Source organism: Streptomyces sp. NPDC006923, from assembly GCF_040635655.1.
Taxonomy (GTDB): Bacteria; Actinomycetota; Actinomycetes; order Streptomycetales; family Streptomycetaceae; genus Streptomyces.
Genome location: NZ_JBEYIF010000025.1, coordinates 1 through 20,797 on the forward strand (window position 1 = coordinate 1; position 20,797 = coordinate 20,797).

Consider the following 20,797-nt stretch of genomic DNA (forward strand, 5'->3'; position numbering starts at 1 on the left):
TGCTCAGTAAGCGCGTTCAATCCCGCAACCAGATCAGCCCGGTTTCCGACCACCACCGCACGATGCTCAAACACCGAACGGGTCACAGCCAGCGAAAAGCCCACATCCACCGGACGACCCTCAACCGCCAACAGACGGGCAGCCTGCGCCTCCAACGCCTCCGCCGACTTGCCCGACACCACCCACGGCACCACACCCGACGGCTCATCATCCGGCGTGGTCGCGTCCGCGACCGGCTCGGGCTGCTCGATGATCACATGAGCGTTGGTGCCACTGATCCCGAACGACGACACACCGGCGCGACGCGGACGGCCCACCTCGGGCCAGTCAGCGGACTCCGTCAGCAGCCGGACATCACCGCTCTCCCAATCGACATGGGACGACGGCTCATCCACATGCAGCGTCTGCGGCAGCACACCGTTACGGAGCGCCATCACCATCTTGATCACACCGGCCACACCCGCAGCGGCCTGCGTATGACCGATGTTCGACTTGATCGACCCGAGCAGCAACGGCCGCTCCTCCGGCCGCTCCTGCCCATAGGTCGCCAGCAGCGCCTGCGCCTCGATCGGGTCACCCAACGTCGTACCCGTGCCATGCGCCTCCACCGCATCCACCTCAGCCGGAGCCAGACCGGCCGACGCCAACGCCTGCCGGATCACCCGCTGCTGCGACGGACCATTCGGCGCCGTCAGACCATTCGACGCACCATCCTGATTCACCGCCGTACCCCGCACCACCGCCAACACCTCATGACCCAACCGACGAGCCTCCGACAAACGCTCCACCACCAGCATCCCCACACCCTCGGACCAGCCCGTACCGTCCGCCGCCTCCGCGAACGACTTACACCGGCCATCCGCCGACAACCCACGCTGACGACTGAAATCCACAAACGTCGCCGGCGTCGACATCACCGTCACCCCACCCACCAACGCCACATCACACTCACCCGACCGCAACGCCTGCACCGCAAGATGCAAAGCCACCAACGACGACGAACACGCCGTATCCACCGTCACCGCCGGCCCCTCCAGCCCAAACGTATACGCCAGCCGACCCGACACCACACTCCCCGCATTACCCGTCCCCAGATAACCCTCCACATCCCCCGGAAAACGCACCAACGGCGACGACGCATAATCGTGATACATCACCCCCACAAAAACCCCACCCGCACGGCCCCTCACCGACACAGGATCAATCCCCGCCCCCTCAAACGCCTCCCACGACGCCTCCAACAACAAACGCTGCTGCGGATCCATCGCCAAAGCCTCACGCGGCGAAATACCAAAAAACCCCGGATCGAACTCCGCCGCCTCATGCAGGAACCCACCCTCCCGCGTATACGACGTCCCCGAATGATCCGGATCCGGGTCGTACAGGTTCTCCAGATCCCAGCCACGATCCACCGGAAAACCAGAAATACCATCCCCACCACCCGCCACCAAATCCCACAAATCATCCGGCGACGCCACACCCCCCGGATAACGACACGCCATCCCCACAATCACCACCGGATCATCCGACACCGAACCCGGCACCACCGAACGCACCGGCACCACACCACCCACACCCCCCACCAACTCCGACAACACAAACCCCGCCAACAACAACGGCGTCGGATAATCAAAAATCAACGTCGCCGGCAACCGCAGACCCGTCTCCGCACTCAACCGATTCCGCAACTCCACCGCCGTCAACGAATCAAAACCCACATCCCCAAAAGCCCGATCCACCTCCACACCCGACACATCAGCAAACCCCAACACCCCCGCCACCTGACCACGCACCAACTCCAACACCACCGACTCCCGCTCACCCTCCCCCAACCCCGCCAACCGGTCGGCCAGGACCACGGTCGTCCCGCTCACGGCGGTACGTCTGGCCGGCCCGCGCACCAGGCCGCGCAGCATCGGTGCGATCGCGTCACCGGCGCCGCGTATCCGCTCCGTCTCCAGCCGCACCGGCACCACGACGGCGTCGCGGAGCCCGGTGGCGGGCTCGTCGGAGGACGCGTCCAGCATCGCGCCGAAGAGCGTGAGGCCCTGTTCGGCGGAGAAGGGCGGCATCCCGACCCGTGTCATCCGCTCCACGTCGGACGCCTCAAGGTCCGCCGTCATACCGCGCCGGGCCGTGTCCTCCAGTACCCAGGGACCCCATGCCAGCGCGAGTCCCGGCAGCCCGAGTCCCCTCCGGTGCCCGGCCAGCGCGTCCAGGGCGCCGTTCGCGGCGGCGTAGTTGCCCTGCCCCGGGGTGCCGAGGATGCCGGCCACCGACGAGAACATCACAAAGGCCGTCAGGTCCAGGTCCCGCGTCAGCTCGTGCAGGTGCCACGCCGCGTCCGCCTTGGGCCGCAGCACGGTGTCCAGCCGCTCCGGCGTCAACGCGTCGATCACACCGTCGTCGACCACACCGGCGGCGTGGATCACCGCCCGAAGCGGGCGCTCCGTGGAGATCGACGCCAGCACCTCGGCCAGCGCGTCGCGGTCGGCCACGTCACACGCGGCCACCTGTACGTCGGCGCCGGACGCCGTCAGTTCGCCGACCAGTTCGGCCGCGCCCTCGGCGTCGGCTCCCCTCCGGCTCACCAGCAGCAGGTCACGCACTCCGCGCTCGGTGACGAGGTGGCGCGCCAGCAGTGCGCCGAGGCCACCCGTGCCACCGGTGATCAGGACCGTTCCGTCCGCTTCCCACGGCTTTCCGGCCTGCGGGACGGCAAGCCGCGCCAGCCGCGCGATGCGGACCTCACCAGCGCGTACCGACATCTGTGGCTCGCCGGAGCCGGTGACGTCGGCCAGCGCCGCCATGGACCGGGGATCGTCGTCCACATCGGCCAGGACGAACCGGCCCGGGTGTTCCGACTGGGCGGAGCGCACCAGACCCCATACGGCGCCCTGTGCCATGTCGGTCGCGGCGTCGCGGGTGACGACGACAAGACGTGAGTCCTCGAAGCGCGCGTCCGCGAGCCAGTCCCTGAGCACCGCCAGGATCCCGGCGGTCACCTCGCGTACGGAACCGGTCGTCGGCGTCCGCACCAGCACGGCCGGGGGAACGGAGTCCAGTTCCGTGAGTCCGCCGGCGCCGAGCGTCACCGGTTCGCTCGGGGCGCGGGTGCCGGAGAAGGGCACCCAGTCGACCCGGAACAGCGCGTCGCGCCGGGCCGTGGCGGCCGGGTCGAGGGCCAGTGCGGACACGGGGCGCAGCACCAGGGAGTCCGCCGTCGCCACGGCGCCGCCCCCGGCGTCGAAGAGTGTCACGGAGACGGCGTCCGTACCGGTGTTCACCAGCCGTACGCGTACGGCGGAGGCGCCTGAGGCGTGCAGGGACACACCGCGCCACGCGAACGGCACCCGGCCGGGCGTGGCGGTGCCCAGGAATGTGGTCGCGTGCAGCGCCGCGTCGAGCACCGCCGGGTGGAGGCCGTACGCCGTGGCGTCGTTCCCCTCGTCCAGCGTCACTTCGGCGAAGACCTCGTCGTCGCGCCGCCAGACGGCTCGCAGCGCGCGGAAGACCGGGCCGTAGGCGAACCCGGCCTCGGCCAGGCCCTCGTAGAGTCCGTCGAGAGCGACGGCCTCCGCTCCGGCCGGTGGCCACTGCGTAAGGCCGGTCTGCGCGGCCGGTGCCGCCGCGCTCAGTACTCCGCTCGCGTGCCGGGTCCAGGGGCCCTCCGACGTTCCTTCGAGGTGTGAGTACACCGAGACCGTACGGTGCCCCGTGCCGTCCGCCGCGCCGACCACCACCTGAAGCCTGACGGCGCCCCGGTCGGGGAGGACGAGCGGTGCCTCCAGGGTGAGTTCCTCGACCCGGCCGCAGCCCACCTCGTCCCCGGCGCGTACGGCGAGTTCGAGGAAGGCCGTGCCCGGCAGGAGGACCTCGCCCGCGATGGTGTGGTCGGCGAGCCAGGGGTGTGAGCCGCCCGACAGCCGGCTGGTGAACAAGTGACCGCCCGATTCGGGCAGTTCCACTCCGGCGCCGAGCAGCGGGTGCCCGGCGAGGCTCAGTCCGAGCGTCGCGGCGTCGCCCGCGCCCCAGGTGGTCCTGGGCCAGTAGTGCTCCCGCTGGAAGGCATAGGTCGGCAGCTCGACGCGGCGCCCGCCGCGCCCGTCGAAGACCTGGTCCCAGCCGACCGTCACGCCGTGCACATGGAGGCGGGCGAGCGCGGTCATCACCGAGGTGTCGTCGTCGCGGTCCGGTCGCAGGGCCGGGACGGTGAGTGTGGCGGCGTCCGGAGCGAGGCTGTCCTGCGCCATCGCCGACAGCACACCGTCGGGGCCGAGTTCGAGGTAGGCGGTGACGCCCGCGGCGCGCAGGGTGCCCACGGCGTCGGCGAACCGTACGGCCTCGCGGACCTGGCGTACCCAGTAGCCGGCGGAGGAGAGCCGGCCGGCGGTCACCGCCTCGCCGGTGAGGGTCGAGACCACGGGAATGGCGGCGGGCGCGAAGGACACCTCGGCGAGGACGCGTTCGAATTCGCCGAGCATGGGGTCCATCAGCGGCGAGTGGAAGGCATGGCTCACCCGCAGGCGCTGGGTCTTCGTCCCGGCGGCGGTGAGCCGCTCCTCGACGGCTCGTACGGCGTCCACGGCGCCGGAGACGACGACCGAGGCGGGGCCGTTGACGGCGGCGACGGAGACCTCGCCGGTGAGGTGCGGGGTGACCTCGGCCTCGGTGGCCCGCACGGCCAGCATGGCGCCTTCGGCGGTGAGGGTACGCATCAGCCGGCCGCGGGCGAGGACGACCCGGCACGCGTCGGCGAGGGAGAGGACTCCGGCGACATGGGCGGCCGCGAGCTCGCCGATCGAGTGTCCGGCGAGGTAGTCGGGCCGTACGCCCCAGGACTCGACGAGCCGGTACAGCGCGACTTCGAGCGCGAACAGCGCGGGCTGGGTGTAGTCGGTACGGTCGAGCAACGCCGCTTCCGGCGAGCCCGGTTCGGCGAACATGAGGTCGCGCAAGGAGTGGTCGAGGCCCAGTTCGAAATGGGCGAGCGTCGCGTCCAGCGCGTCGGCGAAAACGGGGTAACGGGCGTAGAGGTCCTGGCCGGCGCCGGGGCGCTGGGCGCCCTGGCCGGAGAAGAGGAAGGCCGTCACCGGCTCGGTGCGGACGACGCCCTCCACCGGGCTCTCGCCGCGCGCGACGGCGCGCAGGCCGTCGACGAGCTGGTCGCGTCCGGCGCCGAGCACCACGGCTCGGTGGTCCAGGGCCGCGCGGCTCAGCGCCAGGGAGCGGCCGATGTCGGCGGTGCCGGGCGCGGGGTGCTCCTGGACGTACGAGAGCAGCCGCTCCGCCTGCGCGCGCAGGGCCGCGCGGGTCTTGCCGGAGAGGAGCCACGGCAGGACGCCCGGCTCGTCCGTGCCGGTGGCGGGAGCGGGGTCCTGGGCCACCGGCGGGGCCTGCTCGATCAGGACGTGCGCGTTGGTGCCGCTGATGCCGAACGAGGAGACACCGGCCCGGCGCGGGCGGTCGCCGCGCGGCCAGGCGACGGATTCCGTCAGCAGCGAGACCGCGCCCCGCGACCAGTCGACCTGCGGTGAGGGCCGGTCGACATGCAGGGTCCTCGGCAGTTCCTCGTGCTCCAGGGCCTTGACCATCTTGATCACACCGGCGACTCCGGCGGCCGCCTGGGTGTGCCCGATGTTCGACTTGACGGAACCGAGCCAGAGCGGTTGCTCCCGGTCCTGGCCGTAGGTCGCGAGAAGCGCCTGCGCCTCGATCGGGTCACCGAGTGTGGTGCCGGTGCCGTGCGCCTCCACCACGTCGACATCGGCGGTGGTGAGTCCGGCCGCGAGCAGCGCCTGCCGGATCACCCGCTGCTGCGAGGGGCCATTGGGAGTGGTGAGGCTGCTGGAGGCACCGTCCTGATTGACGGCGGAGCCGCGTACGACGGCCAGCACCCGGTGGCCCAGCCGCTGTGCGTCGGACAGCCGCTCGACGACGAGCATGCCGACGCCCTCGGACCAGCCCGTGCCGTCGGCGGCCTCGGCGAACGACTTGCACCGGCCGTCGGCGGAGAGACCGCGCTGCCTGCTGAACTCCAGGAAGGTCACCGGGGTCGCCATGACCGAGACACCGCCGGCGAGGGCCAGGGAGCACTCCCCCAGGCGCAGCGCGTGCATCGCGAGGTGCAGCGCCACCAGCGACGAGGAGCACGCCGTGTCGATGGTGACCGCAGGGCCTTCGAGACCGTATGTGTAGGCGAGCCGGCCCGACATGACACTGGCGGAGTTGCCCGTCATGAGATGGCCCTGAAGGTCCTCGACGGCCCGGCCCATGCTCTCGGCGTAGCCCTGGTGGCCCGCGCCGACGAAGACACCACTGCGCGTGCCGGCCAGGGACAGCGGGTCCATGCCCGCGTGTTCCAGGGCCTCCCAGGAGGTCTCCAGCAGCAGCCGCTGCTGCGGGTCCATGGCGAGCGCCTCGCGCGGCGAGATCCCGAAGAGCCCCGGGTCGAACTCCGCCGCGTCGTGCAGGAATCCGCCCTGCCGGGTGTAGGTCGTATTGGCGTGCTCGGGGTCGGGGTCGTAGAGGGATTCGACGTCCCAGCCCCGGTCCTTCGGAAAGTCCGAGATGCCGTCCCCGCCCGAGGAGACCAGGTCCCACAGCTCGTCGGGGGACGAAACCCCGCCCGGGAAGCGGCAGGCCATGCCGACGATCGCGATCGGCTCCTGCCGGCCCTCTTCGAATTCCCGTAGTCGGCCGCGTGCCTGAAGAAGATCGTTCGTCGCCTTCTTCAGATAGCCGCGCAGCTTCGCTTCGTCCGCCATGAGTTCTCTGCCTTGCCGTTGGTTTCGAGAGGGGGTCAGGGGTGCGGGTGTGCCGCTGCCGGGGGGCTCACTCGTCGAGGATCGCGAAGAGTTCGTCGTCGGTGGCGTCCTCCAGCGGATCGTCGACGCTCTCGCCGGCCGTCGCGGTGGCCGTGCCGTCGACGTCGCCGAGGAGTTTGCGCAGCCGTACCGCGAGAGCCTGCCGCGCCTCGTCGTCGGGCGCGGCGGCCCGGAAGGCGTCTTCGAGGCGGGCCAGTTCGGCGAGTACGGGCACCGGGGCGGATTCTCCCGGGGTGTCCGGGAGCAGGCTCTCCAGAAGGTGCGCGGCGAGGCTCGCGGGGGTCGGGTAGTCGAAGATGGAGACCGCGGGAAGCCGGATCCCGGATTCCGCCGCCAGCCGGTTCCGCAGTTCCACGGCGGTCAGGGAATCGAAGCCCAGCTCACCGAAGGAACGCCTGGCGCCGATCTCGTCCACTCCGTCGTGCCCGAGTACGGCGGCCACTTCCGCGCGTACCAGATCGGTGATCACACGGCGGCGTTCGGACTCGGCCGAGTTCGCCAGCCGCTCCCGCAGAGCGGCCCCGGCCTCCTGGCCGACAGGGCGGTTGTCCTGTTCCGCCAGCGCCTGCCGTACCTCGTCGAGGTCGCCGAGGAGAGCGCTGGGCCGTCCCGAGGTGAAGAGCGGCGCGAACCGTGCCCAGTCGACATCGGCGACCGTGACAAGACCTTCGCCGTGATCGATGCTGCGCTTCAGGGCGCGTATCGCCAACTCCGGCGGCAGCGCGCCGAGTCCGCGGCGGGACAGTTGTTCGGCGGTGCCGTCCTTGACCGCCATTCCGGCGCCGGCCCAGGGACCCCACGCGACCGAGGTGCCCGGCAGGCCGCGTTCGCGGCGGCGCTGGACGATGGCGTCGACGATCGCGTTCGCCGCGGAGTAGCCCACCTGCCCGCCGCTGCCCCAGATTCCGGCGATGGAGGTGAATGTCACGAACATCCCGACCGGTGGCCGTTCCTCCAGCAGCGCTTCGAGGTTCAGCGCGCCGGTCACCTTGGCGGCCAGCAGATCCGCCAGCTCGGCCGGACCGGTCTGGTCCAGCGTGGCCGAACCGGTGACACCGGCGGCGTGTACGACACCGGTCAGGGGCAGGCCGTCGGGCAGCGTGTCGAGTACGGCGGCGAGGGCGGCGCGGTCGGCGACGTCGCAGGCGGCGATCGTGACCCGGGCGCCGCGTGCGACGAGTTCGTCGCGCAGTGCTCGCGCGCCGGGCGATCCGAGCCCACCGCGGCTGGTCAGCAGCAGGTGCGGCACCCCGGCGCCGGCGAGCCAGCGCGCCACCTCCGCGCCCAGTCCGCCGGTACCGCCGGTCACCAGGACGGTGCCGTCATCGGGCAGCGCGGACGTGGCGTCCGGCCCGGCGACGGCCGTGCTCGTCCTGCTCAGCCTGCGGCCGAACACCCCGGAGGCGCGCACGGCGACCTGGTCCTCGCCGCCGCCGCTCGCCAGGACCCCGGCGATCCGGGACACCGCGCGGGCGTCGACCGTCTCGGGCAGATCGATCAGACCTCCCCAGCGGCCGGGACGTTCCAGCGCGGCGGAGCGGCCGAAACCCCAGACACCCGCCTGCGCCGGGCTCGCGATCCGGTCCGCGCGGCCCACCGAGACGGCGCCCCGCGTGGCGCACCACAGCGGCGCCGGTATGTCGGCGTCGCCGAGGGCCTGCACCAGCGCGGTGGTCAGGGCCAGACCCATGGTGAGGTGCGGGTGTTCGGGGTGAGGCCCTTCGGCCAGGGCCGTGAAGGAGAGGATGCCGGCGACGCCGTCCGCGACGAGATCGCGGACCCGCGCGGCGAGCGTCTTCCGGTCGGCGTCGGTCACGCCGACGCTCAGCCGTACGGTCCCGGCTCCGAGCCCGTCGGTCCAGGGCTGCTCGTGTCCTTCCGGCACCACGATCAGCCAGCGGCCGGAGGGCACACCGGCGACGGAGTCGGTCAGCGGCTTCCAGGTGACCTGGTGCCGCCAGCCGTCCAGCACGGACTCGGTGCGGCTCTGCTTCCGCCAGGCGGACAGCAGGGGCACCACGGCGCCGAGCGAGGCGGTGTCGTCGCCGTCCCCGGATCCGAGGAGGGAGGTAAGCGATGTGGTGTCGCCTCGGTCCACCGCGGCCCAGAACTCCGCGTCGGCCGAACCCATGGGCTCGGCCGCGTCCTCGTGGTCGAGCCAGAAACGCCGGCGCTGGAAGGCGTAGGTGGGCAGCTCGGCCCGCTCCCCGTGGAACAGCGCGGTCCAGCCGGATGCCGCCCCTGAGATCCATGTGCGGGCCAGGGCGGTGCGGGCGGTGTCCTCCTCGTCCCGGTCCTTGCGGAGCAGGGGAATCGTGGTGGCGCCGTCGACGATGTCCTGGGTCATGGCGGACAGGGTGCCGTCCGGACCGATCTCCACAAAGGTGGTGACGTCCGCGTCGGCGAGCGCGCGGACAGCGTCGGCGAACCGTACGGTCTCCCGTGCGTGCCGCACCCAGTACTCCGGGTCGCTCCACTCGTCGGTCACGGGCGCCCCGGTCACGGTCGAGACCGCCGCGATCGACGGACGGCCGTAGGACAACCCCGCGACGACCTGCCGGAACTCGTCCAGCATCGGATCCATCAGTGACGAATGGAAGGCATGGCCGACGCGCAGCTTCCGCGTCTGCCAGGCGCTTCCCACCTGAGCGACCGCCTCCTCGGTCCCGGCGACCACCACCGACGCCGGACCGTTCACCGCCGCCAGCGAGACACCGTCCGGCAGCGGCAGCACATCCGCCTCCGCCGCCCGTATGGCCACCATCACGCCACCGGGCGGCAGCGCCTGCATCAGCCGTCCGCGCGCCGACACCAGGGCGCACGCGTCCTCAAGCGACAGCACACCCGCCACATGTGCGGCGGCGATCTCACCGATCGAATGACCCGCCACGAAGTCCGGCGCGGCTCCCCATGATTCGAGGAGCCGGAACAGCGCCACTTCCAGTGTGAACAGCGCCGGCTGGGTGTACTCGGTACGGTCCAGCGGACCGGACTCCGCGAACAGCACCTCGCGCAGCGGCCGCTCAAGGTCGAACCGCGCGCACACGGCGTCGACGGCGTCCGCGAAGACCGGGAAGCGGGCATACAGCCCAGCTCCCATGCCGGCCCGTTGACTGCCCTGCCCGGAGAACAGGTAGGCCGTGCCGCCCGCCGCCCGGCCCTGGACCAGGCCCGGTGCCTGCTCACCCGCGGCCAGGGCCGCGAGTCCGCTCAGCATTCCTTCGCGGTCGGCGGCCGGCACCACCGCGCGGTGCTCCATCGTCGCCCGGCCGGTGGCCAGCGCGTACGCGGGGTCGGCCGCCGGGTCCCGCTGGACGTGGGACCACAGGCGCGCGGCCTGGGCGCGCAGCGCCTCCGCCGTGCGGGCCGACAGCACCCAGGGCATTCCCTGCTCGAACACGCCCTGCGCGGGGGGCGCTTCGGAGATAGCGGCCGGCTGGTTCTCGGCCTGTTCGAGGATCGTGTGCGCGTTGGTACCACTCACACCGAACGCGGACACCGCCGCGCGCCGCGGCCTGCCGGCCTCGGGCCAGGGGGTCTGCTCGGCGAGCAGGCTGACGTTCCCGTTCGACCAGTCCACGTGCGGTGACGGTTCGTCGATGTGCAGCGTCCGGGGCAGCACACCGTTGCGGAGTGCCATCACCATCTTGATCACACCGGCCACCCCGGCGGCGGCCTGCGTGTGCCCGATGTTCGACTTCACCGAACCGAGCCACAACGGCTCCTCCCGGTCCTGACCGTAGGTCGCCAGCAGCGCCTGCGCCTCGATCGGGTCACCCAGTGTCGTCCCCGTACCGTGCGCCTCGACCGCGTCGACATCGGCGGCCGACAGACCGGCGCTCGCCAGCGCCTGCCGGATCACCCTCTGCTGCGACGGACCATTCGGCGCCGTCAGACCGTTCGACGCACCGTCGGAGTTCACCGCGCTGCCGCGCACCAGGGCGAGTACCGGATGACCGTTGCGGCGGGCGTCGGACAACCGCTCCACCAGCAGCATGCCCGCTCCCTCGGACCAGCCGGTGCCGTCGGCACCCGCGGCGAAGGACTTGCACCGGCCGTCCGGGGAGAGTCCGCGCTGCCTGCTGAACTCGACGAACGCCGCCGGACTGCCGATGACCGTGACTCCGCCGACCAGGGCGAGGGAGCACTCTCCCTGGCGCAGCGCCTGTGTCGCCAGATGCAGTGCCACCAGCGAGGACGAGCACGCCGTGTCGACCGTCATCGCCGGGCCTTCGAGTCCGAACCAGTAGGCCAGCCGTCCGGAGATCACACTGCCCGAGGCGCCGGTCAGCAGCAGGCCCTCCAGCTCCGCCGGGACGCTTCGCAGCCCCGCTCCGTAGCCGGATGATCCCGCGCCCACGAAGACACCGGCCCGGCTGCCCCGCACGGAGGCGGGATCGATACCGGCCCGCTCGAAGACCTCCCACGCCGTCTCCAGCAGCAGCCGCTGCTGGGGATCCATGGCGAGGGCCTCACGCGGGCTGATGTCGAAGAAGGAGGCGTCGAACTGGTCCGCGTCGTCCAGGAATCCGCCCTCGCGGGCGTAGCTCTTCCCGGCCCGGTCCGGATCCGGGTCGTACAGACCTTCGATGTCCCAGCCACGGTCGGTGGGAAACGGCGAGATCGCGTCGTCGCCGTCCATGACCAGCCGCCACAGGTCCTCGGGGGACCGTACGCCGCCCGGCAGGCGGCAGCCCATGGCGACGATCGCGATCGGGTCGTCGTCGGCGGGCGTCCGGCTCGCCCCGGGCGCTTCCGTTCCGTCCTCGGTCCTGTCCCCCAGGATCTCCGTGCGGAGGTGGGTGGCGAGTATCCGCGAGGTCGGGTGGTCGAAGACGGCCGTGACGGGCAGCCGGACACCCGTTTCGGCCATCAGGCCATTGCGGAACTCCACGGCGGTCAGCGAGTCGAAACCCAGCTCCCTGAAGGCGCGTTCCGGCTCGATGCCGTGCGCCGAGCCATGGCCCAGCGCCCTGGCAGCCTGGCCGCGTACGAGGTCCAGCAGCAGGCGGTCCTGTTCGGCCGCCGAGAGGCCGGCGAGCCGGCGCTCGAACGCGCCGTCGTCGGCAGCGCCGGTATCGGCCCGCGCCGGGCGCGCCTCGGCGATCTCGCTCAGCAGGGGACTGGGCCTGCCGAGCGTGAAGATCTCGGCGAATCGGTCCCAGGCCACATCGGCGACCGTCAGCAGCGTCTCGTCGGCGGCCAGTGCCTGGCGCAGCGCGGTGATGGCCGTGTCCGGCGGGAGCGCGGTGAGGCCCCGGCGGCGGAGCTGGTCCTGCGCGTCGTCGACGGTGGCCATACCGGAACCGGCCCAGGGCCCCCAGGAGACGGATGTGCCGGTCAGGCCGCGGGCGCGGCGCCGCTGGACGAGGGCGTCCAGATGCGCGTTGCCGGCCGCGTAGGCGGCCTGGCCGCCGCTGCCCCAGACGCCCGCGATCGAGGCGAACACGACGAACGCGTCGAGCGGATGGTCGGCGAGCAGGTCGTCCAGGTGCCCGGCGCCGTCCGCCTTGGCCGCGAGAACATGGGCCAGCTCGCCGGCGGTGGTGTCGGCGAGCGGGCCCGCGTCGGCCACTCCCGCCGCGTGGACCACGGCGGTCAGCGGCTGGATCTCGGCCAGCAGCGCGGCGAGCGCCTGACGGTCCGTCACATCGCAGGCGGCGACGGTGACCCGGACGCCGGAGGCGGCCAGTTCGTCCCGCAACTCGGCCGCGCCGGGCGCGTCGAGCCCTCGCCTGCTGGTCAGCACCAGATGTGCGGCGCCTTCCCGCGCCAGCCAGCGGGCGACCTCCGCGCCCAGGGCACCGGTGCCTCCGGTGATCAGGACCGTGCCCCGCGGTGTCCATGGTTCGGCCGGTGCGGCGCTCTCCGCCCGCACCAGGCGGCGGACGAAGACGCCGGAGGCGCGTACCGCCGCCTGGTCCTCACCGTCCTGGCCGGTGAGCAGCGCGGCGAGCCGTGCGACACCGCGATGGTCCAGCGTCTCGGGCAGGTCGACCAGACCTCCCCAGCTCCCGGGGAACTCCAGAGCGGCGACCCGGCCGAGACCCCATATCTGGGCCTGGTGTCCGCTGGGCGCCGGGTCGGCGCGGCCCACGGAGACGGCGCCCCGGGTCGCGACCCACAGGCGCGCGGTGAGCTTCAGCGTGTCCAGCGCCTGCAGCAGAGCGAGTGTGTCCGCGGTGGAGCCCGGAAGGGCCGGATGCGCGGGGTGCGGCGTCTCGTCCAGGGCCAGCAGGGAGAGGACGCCGGTGAGTTCGGTGTCGAGGCCCCCTATCAGTTCGGCGAGGGCGGCACGGTCGGTGCCGGGGGCGACGCGCAGTACGACGGTCCTCGCATCGAGCGAGGTGAGGCCGGTGAGGAGATCGTCGGTGAGGCCGGCGGTCTCCGCGTGGGCGGGGATCAGCACGAGCCAGGTCCCGGGCAGCGCGGCGCCGGAGGTGGCGCCGGTCATCGGCCGCCAGGTGATCCGGTACCGCAGGCCGTCCACGGCGGACAGCGCTCGGCTCTGACGGCGCCAGGAGGACAGCGCCGGAAGCACCTCGCCCAGCGAGGAGCGCGCGCTGTCGTCGACGACCAGGGTCCGCGCCAGGGATTCGAGGTCCTCGCGTTCCACGGCCGCCCAGAAGCGGGTGTCGACAACGCCGGCCGCGCTGTTGGCGCTGTTCGCGTCGGTCGTGGTGTTGGTGAAGACGGGCGTCGCCGGCCAGTACCGCTGGTGCTGGAAGGCATACAGCGGCAGCTCCACCCGGCGGGCACCGCTGCCGGCGAAGACCTCGGCCCAGTCGACCGGTACGCCGTGCACATGGAGCAGCGCGGCGGCCGTACCGGCGGCCTCCGCCTCGCCGCGGTCCCTGCGCAGCGCGGGTACGGCGTCGAGGCGCTCCTGGGCGAGTGTGGCGAGGACGGCGTCCGGGCCGCATTCCAGCGCGACGGTCACGCCCAGTCCGGCGAGTGTGTCCACGCCGTCACCGAAGCGGACGGCCTCGCGCACCTGGCGTACCCAGTAGTCCGGGGAGCACAGCTCCGCCGCGCTCGCCTGCCGGCCGGTGACCCCCGAGACGACGGGGATGGTGGGCTCCGTGTAGGAGAGCGAGGCCGCGACCTTCGCGAACTCCGCCAGCATCGGCTCCATCAGCGGCGAGTGGAAGGCATGGCTGACCCGGAGACGTCGGACGTCCCGGCCGGCCGCCTCGAAGTGCCGCGCGACGGCGAAGACGGCGTCGGCGTCGCCCGAGACGACCACGGAGGAGGGCCCGTTGACCGCGGCGACGGACACCCGCTCGTCCAGCAGCGCGGCGACCTCTTCCTCGGTGGCGGCCAGCGACACCATGGCGCCGCCGGGCGGCAACGCCTGCATGAGCCGGCCCCGGGCGGTCACCAGCGCGCAGGCGTCCCGGAGCGAGAGCACTCCGGCCACATGGGCCGCCGCCAGTTCGCCGACCGAGTGTCCGAGGAGGTGATCCGGTCGGATTCCCCAGGAGGTGAACAGCCGGAACAGGGCGACCTCGACGGCGAACAGCGCGGGCTGCGCGTAGCCCGTCGCGTTCAGCAGTGCGGCGTCGGCACTCGAATCGGCGGCGAACACCAGGTCGCGGAGTGGCCGGTCGAACGCGCCGTCCAGCGCGGCGAACACCTCGTCCAGGGCGTCGGCGAACACCGGGAACCTGTCGTACAGTTCGCGGCCCATTCCGGCGCGCTGGCTGCCCTGTCCGGAGAACAGGAACGCCACCGCGGGATCGGTGCGCGCGGTGCTCGTACCGCCCTGTCCCGCGGCCAGGGCGCGCAGTCCGGCCGTACGGGCCGCCAGGCCGGGTCCGGTCACGGCGGCGCGGTGCGGAAGAGCCGCGCGCGAGGTCGCCAGTGAGTAGCCGAGGTCCGCCGTGAGGTCCCGCGCCTGGTCCTGGTCGGGGGCGTCGAGGTGCGGCTGTATGTGGGAGAGAAGGCGCGCCGCCTGGTCACGCAGCGCCTGCGGGGTCTTGCCCGACAGCAGCCAGGGCGCCCAGGGTGCGCCGCCGGGCCGTGCCTTTTCCGTGTCGTTCCCGGTCGTCGCGGGCGCCTGTTCAAGGATGGTGTGCGCGTTGGTCCCGCTGATGCCGAACGAGGACACCCCGGCGCGGCGGGGCCGGTCGGTCTCCGGCCAGTCGGTGGCCTCCGTCAGCAGCGAAACCGCACCGCTGTCCCAGTCGACCCGTGAGGACGGGCCGTCCACATGCAGGGTCCTGGGCACGATTCCGTGGCGCATCGCCAGCACCATTTTGATGATGCCGGCGACCCCGGCGGCGGCCTGGGTGTGGCCGATGTTCGACTTCACCGAGCCGAGCAGCAGCGGCCGTTCGGCCGGGCGGTCCTGGCCGTAGGTCGCCAGCAGCGCCTGGGCCTCGATCGGGTCACCCAGTGTCGTCCCCGTACCGTGCGCCTCCACCGCGTCGACATCGGCGGCCGACAGACCGGCGCTCGCCAGCGCCTGCCGGATCACCCGCTGCTGCGACGGACCGTTCGGCGCCGTCAGACCGTTCGACGCACCGTCCTGATTGACCGCGCTGCCACGGACCACGGCGAGCACCTCATGGCCAAGACGGCGCGCCTCCGACAAGCGCTCCACCACCAGCATGCCGACACCCTCCGACCAGCCGGTGCCGTCGGCGCCGTCGGCGAAGGCCCTGCACCGGCCGTCGGCCGACAGCCCGCGCTGCCGGCTGAACTCCACGAAGATGCCCGGGGACGACAGCACCGTCACACCGCCGACCAGTGCGATGTCGCACTCGCCGGACTCCAGCGCCTGAGCGGCCAGATGCAGCGCCACCAGCGACGACGAACACGCCGTGTCGATGGTGATGGCGGGGCCTTCCAGACCGAAGGCGTAGGAGAGCCTGCCGGACATCACACTCGATGTGTTGCCGGTGCCGGCGTGCCCCTCCACATCCTCGCCCGACCGGACCAGCAGGTCGAGGTAGCCCTGGGAGATACCGCCGACGAACACACCACCGCGGCCGCCGCGAAGCGACCCGGGGTCGATGCCCGCCGACTCGCACGCCTCCCACGTGGTCTCCAGCAGCAGCCGCTGCTGGGGATCCATCGCCAGCGCCTCCCGGGGTGAGATCCCGAAGAAGTCGGAGTCGAACGCGGTGGCGCCGTCGAGGAATCCGCCGTAGCGGGTGTAGCTCTTGCCGGCACGGTCCGGGTCGGGGTCGTAGAAGGTGTCCACGGCCCAGCCGCGGTCCTCGGGGAATTCGGAGATGCCGTCGCGGCCCGCGACCAGCATCTCCCACAGCTCCGCCGGGGACGAGACACCACCGGGGAAGCGGCACGCCATCCCGACGATGACCACGGGATCGTCGCCGCTCCGGGCCGTCGCGCGCGTCAGTGCGGGCGTGGCGTGTCCGAGCGCCTCTTCTGCGCCGAACAGCTCGGCCAGCAGATGGCGGGCGAGGACGGCCGGGGTCGGATGGTCGAAGACCACGGTGGCGGGCAGGGTCAAGGCCGCGGCCTGCCCCAGCCGGTTACGGAACTCCACCGAGGTCAGCGAGTCGAAGCCGAAGTCCTGGAAGGGCCGGTCGGGTTCGATCAGCCCGGGATCCCCGTGTCCGAGAACGGCGGCGACCTGGGTACGGACAAGGTCGATCAGCGCACGCTCACGCTCGACATCGGTCAGCGGGGCGAGACGGTCCCGCAGCAGACCGGCGATCTGGGGCGCTGCGGCGTCCACCGCCCCGTGTCGCGCCTCGGGAAGCTCGCTGAGCAGCGCGTGCGGCCGGGCGCCGGAGAGCCCGGCGGCGAACTTCGCCCAGTCCACGTCCGCCACGGTCACCGCGCGGTCCCGCAGCTCCAGCACCCGTCGCAGGGTCCGCAGCGCCGGGCCGGGCGCCATCGGCGTCACACCGCCTCGTCGTACCCGCTCGGCGATCCGCTCGTCGGCGGCCATACCGGCATCGGCCCACGGTCCCCAGGCGACCGAGACACCGGGCAGCCCGCGCTCGCGGCGTCGCTGTGCCAAGGCGTCCAGCACCGCGTTGGCGGCGGCGTAGTTCGCCTGGCCGGGGCCGCTGACCGTACCGGCGAAGGAGGAGAACAGCACAAACGCCGCGAGGTCATGGTCCGTCGTCAGTTCGTCGAGCAGCAGCGCCGAGGTCGCCTTGGCCCGGAAGACACCGGCGAACCGGTCCGGGGTCAGCCCGTCGATCACCCCGTCGTCCAGGACGCCGGCGACATGGATGACGGCGGTCAGCGGGTGCGCCTCCGGAATGCCGGCCAGCAGTTCGGTGACCGCGTGGCGGTCGGCCATGTCGCAGGCCCTGATCGACACGTCGGCGCCGAGCGCCCGCAGCTCCGCCCCCAGTTCGTCCGCGCCGGGCGCCGCGGGGCCGCGCCTGCTCGTCAGGAGCAGGTGCTCGGCACCGTCGGCGGCCAGCCAGCGCGCCACCTCGGCGCCCAGGCCGCCGGTCCCCCCGGTGACCAGGACGGTGCCGCGCGGCTCCCAGGTGTCGGCCGTGGACAGGGAGGGGACGGGACGGACCAGCCGACGCCCGAAGGTGCCCGACGCGCGGATGGCCGTCTCGTCCTCATCGATCCCGGCCAGCACCCCCCGGAGCCGCGCCAGCACCCGGCTGTCGACGGTCGCGGGCAGATCGACCAGCCCGCCCCACCGGGTGGGCAGCTCCAGCGCCGCGACCCGGCCCAGGCCCCAGATGGCGGCCTGCGAGGGACTGCCGATCCTGTCCCAGGATCCGGCGGACACGGCGCCGCGCGTGACACACCACAGAGGCGCTTCGACACCGGCGTCCCCGAGCGCCTGTACCAGGGTGGTGGTCAGCGCCAGCCCCGTGGTCACCTCGGGGAACGCGGCGAGCGGTGTTTCGTCGAGACCCGTCAGAGACAGCACACCGGCCCAGGGCTCGGCGGCGTACTCGGCGAGCCGGGCCGCCAGCACCGCCCGGTCCGTGTCGGCCGCACCCACCTCCAGGCGCACGGCACGGTCCGTCAGCGGGTCGAGCCAGTCCTCTTGCGGCGCGCCCTCGGGAACGACCACCAGCCAGGTGCCGTCAAGCCGTTCGGCGCCCGCGCCACGGAGAGAGCGCCACTCGATCTCGTACCGCCAGCCGTCCATGACCGACTCGTCATGGCGGCGGCGCCGCCAGGACGACATGGCGGAAACAACGGCGCCCAGCCGCTCCTCGGTACCGATGCGCAGGGTCGCCGCCAGGGAGTCGACGTCTTCGTCCTCCACGGCGGCCCAGAAATCGGCGTCGGCGCCGGAGGCCCGGTGTTCCTGGATCTGCGCGGGTGTCGGCCAGTAGTGCTCGCGCTGGAAGGCGTACGTCGGCAGCTCCACGCGGCGCCCGCCCCCGAACACCGCCCGCCAGTCCGGAGCCACGCCATGGACGAACAGCTCTCCGAGCGCCGAGAAGACCGTCTGCTCCTCGGGGCGGTCCTTGCGCAGGACGGGCACGGCCACCGTGTCGACCGACTCCCGCGCCATGGCGGACAGGGTGCCGTCCGGACCCAGCTCAACAAACGCGGTCACACCGGAGTCCACCAGCACGCGCACACCATCAGCGAACCGCACGGTCTCCCGCACATGCCGCACCCAATACTCCGGATCACTCCACTCATCCGTCACAGCCGCGCCCGTCACCGTCGACACCGCGGCGATTGACGGACGACCGAACTGCAAACCGGCGACCACCTGCCGGAACTCCTCCAGCATCGGATCCATCAACGACGAATGGAACGCATGGCTCACCCGCAGCCTCCGCGACTTCCACTCCCCCCGCACCTGAGCGACCGCCTCCTCGCTCCCGGCGATCACCACCGACGCCGGACCATTCACCGCCGCCAACGACACACCCTCCGGCAACGGCACCACATCCGACTCACCCGCCCCAACCGCCACCATCACCCCACCCGACGGCAACCCCTGCATCAACCGACCACGCGCCGACACCAACACACACGCATCATCAAGCGACAACACACCCGCCACATGCGCAGCCGCGATCTCACCAACCGAATGACCCGCCACAAAATCAGGAACAACACCCCACGACTCCAACAACCGGAACAACGCCACCTCCAGCGCGAACAACGCCGGCTGCGTGAACTCCGTACGCCCCAACGCCTCCTCGTCATCGAGATCCGGCAGCGTCAACCGCGCACTCAGGGCGTCAAAAGCCTCCGCGAACACCGGAAAACGGGCATACAACTCCCGCCCCATACCCGCCCGCTGACTCCCCTGACCCGCGAACAGGAACGCCGTCCGGACCGCACCCCGGGCCACCCCCTGGATCACACCCCCGGGAGCCTCGCCCTCCGCCAACGCACGCAGGCCGTCCCGGACCTCGTCCTGGTCCCGGCCGACCACGACCGCCCGATGCTCGAAGGCCGAACGGGCGGTCGCCGCCGAGAACCCCAGATCGGCGAGTCCCGGCCTGTCAGCGGGACTTCCGGCGGCCAGTTGGTCGACGGCCGACAGCAGTCGTGCCGCCTGGGCGCGCAGCGCCCTGTCGCTGCGCGCGGAGACCAGCACCGGTACGGTCGTCACCGGAGACGCGGAGGTCTCGCTGCTGCGCTCAGGCGCCTGCTCGACGATGACATGGGCGTTGGTGCCGCTCACGCCGAAGGCCGAGACCCCCGCCCGGCGCGGCTTCCCGGTCTCCGGCCAGTCGACCTGATCGGTCAGGAGAGCCACCGCTCCCGAGGACCAGTTGACCCGTGATGACGGCTCGTCCACATGCAGGGTCCGGGGCACCACGCCATGGCGCATCGCCATGATCATCTTGATCACCCCGGCGACGCCCGCGGCGGCCTGCGAGTGACCGATGTTCGACTTGATCGAGCCGAGGAGCAAGGGCCGTCCCCCGGCCCGGTCCTGGCCGTAGGTGGCCAGCAGCGCTTCGGCCTCGATCGGGTCACCCAGTGTGGTGCCCGTGCCGTGCGCCTCGACCACATCGACATCGGACGTGGTCAGCCCCGCGTTGGTGAGCGCCTGGCGGATGACCCGCTGCTGGGCCCGCCCGTTGGGCGCGGTGAGACCGTTGCTCGCGCCGTCCTGGTTGACCGCCGTGCCCCGCAGGATCGCCAGCACGTCGTGGCCGTTGCGCCGCGCGTCCGAGAGACGTTCCAGTACGAGCACGCCGACGCCCTCGGACCAGCCCGTACCGTCGGCGGATTCGGCGAACGAGCGGCAGCGGCCGTCCGCGGCGAGGCCGCCCTGCCTGCTGAACTCCACGAAGACGCCCGGCGTGGCCATGACGGTGGCACCGCCCGCCAGCGCCAGTGCGGATTCGCCGGAGCGGAGCGACTGCACGGCGAGGTGCATCGCGACCAGGGAGGCCGAGCACGCCGTGTCCACGGTCATGGCCGGGCCCTGCAGACCGTAGGTGTAGGAGAGCCGTCCCGAGATGACAGCGGCCGCGGCGCCCAGGCCGACCCCCGAGTCGGCTTCGGTGCTGCGTACGAACAGGTCGCGGTAGTCCTGGCCGCTCGTGCCGACGAACACACCGACGGGCTCGCCCTTCAGGCTGCCGGGCTGTATCCCGGCCCGCTCCAGAGCCTCCCAGGAGGTCTCCAGCAGGAGCCGCTGCTGCGGGTCCATGGTCAGCGCCTCGCGCGGCGAGATCCCGAAGAACTCCGGGTCGAACTCCGCCGCGGTGTCGAGGAATCCCCCCTCGCGGGTGCGGCTCATCGCCAGGAGATCTTCCCCGTCGAAGAAACCGGGTGTGCCCCAGCCGCGGTCGGCGGGGAATTCCGAGACCGCGTCGGTGCCTTCGGCCACCAGCCGCCACAGGTCCTCGGGCGAGTTCACACCGCCGGGGTAGCGGCAGCTCATCGCCACGACGGCGATCGGCTCCTGTTCGGCGGACTCCAGCACACTCAGACGCTGGCGGGCCTTGTGCAGATCGGCCGCCGTGCGCTTCAGGTACTCAAGGAGTTCTTGTTCGGTCGCCATCAGGACCCCATCACGTTCTGCG

General features: G+C 72.1%; 2 protein-coding genes. Both read right to left on the reverse strand.

The features are described from left to right. Positions 1-6,767 (reverse strand): SDR family NAD(P)-dependent oxidoreductase (locus ABZ707_RS30820; protein ID WP_360181275.1); only part of this gene is annotated, 6,767 nt, incomplete at its 3' end. 67 nt (positions 6,768-6,834) lie between these two features. Next, the gene (locus tag ABZ707_RS30825; protein WP_360181278.1) at positions 6,835-20,775 is read right to left on the reverse strand and encodes a type I polyketide synthase; all 13,941 of its coding nucleotides are present in this window, start codon (positions 20,773-20,775) and stop codon (positions 6,835-6,837) included. Positions 20,776-20,797: the final 22 nt, after the last annotated feature.

Coding starts and splice junctions, on each gene's coding strand:
- ABZ707_RS30825 (WP_360181278.1), bottom strand. CDS start 20,775: ATGGCGACCGAACAAGAACTCCTTGAGTACCTGAAGCGCACGGCGGCC.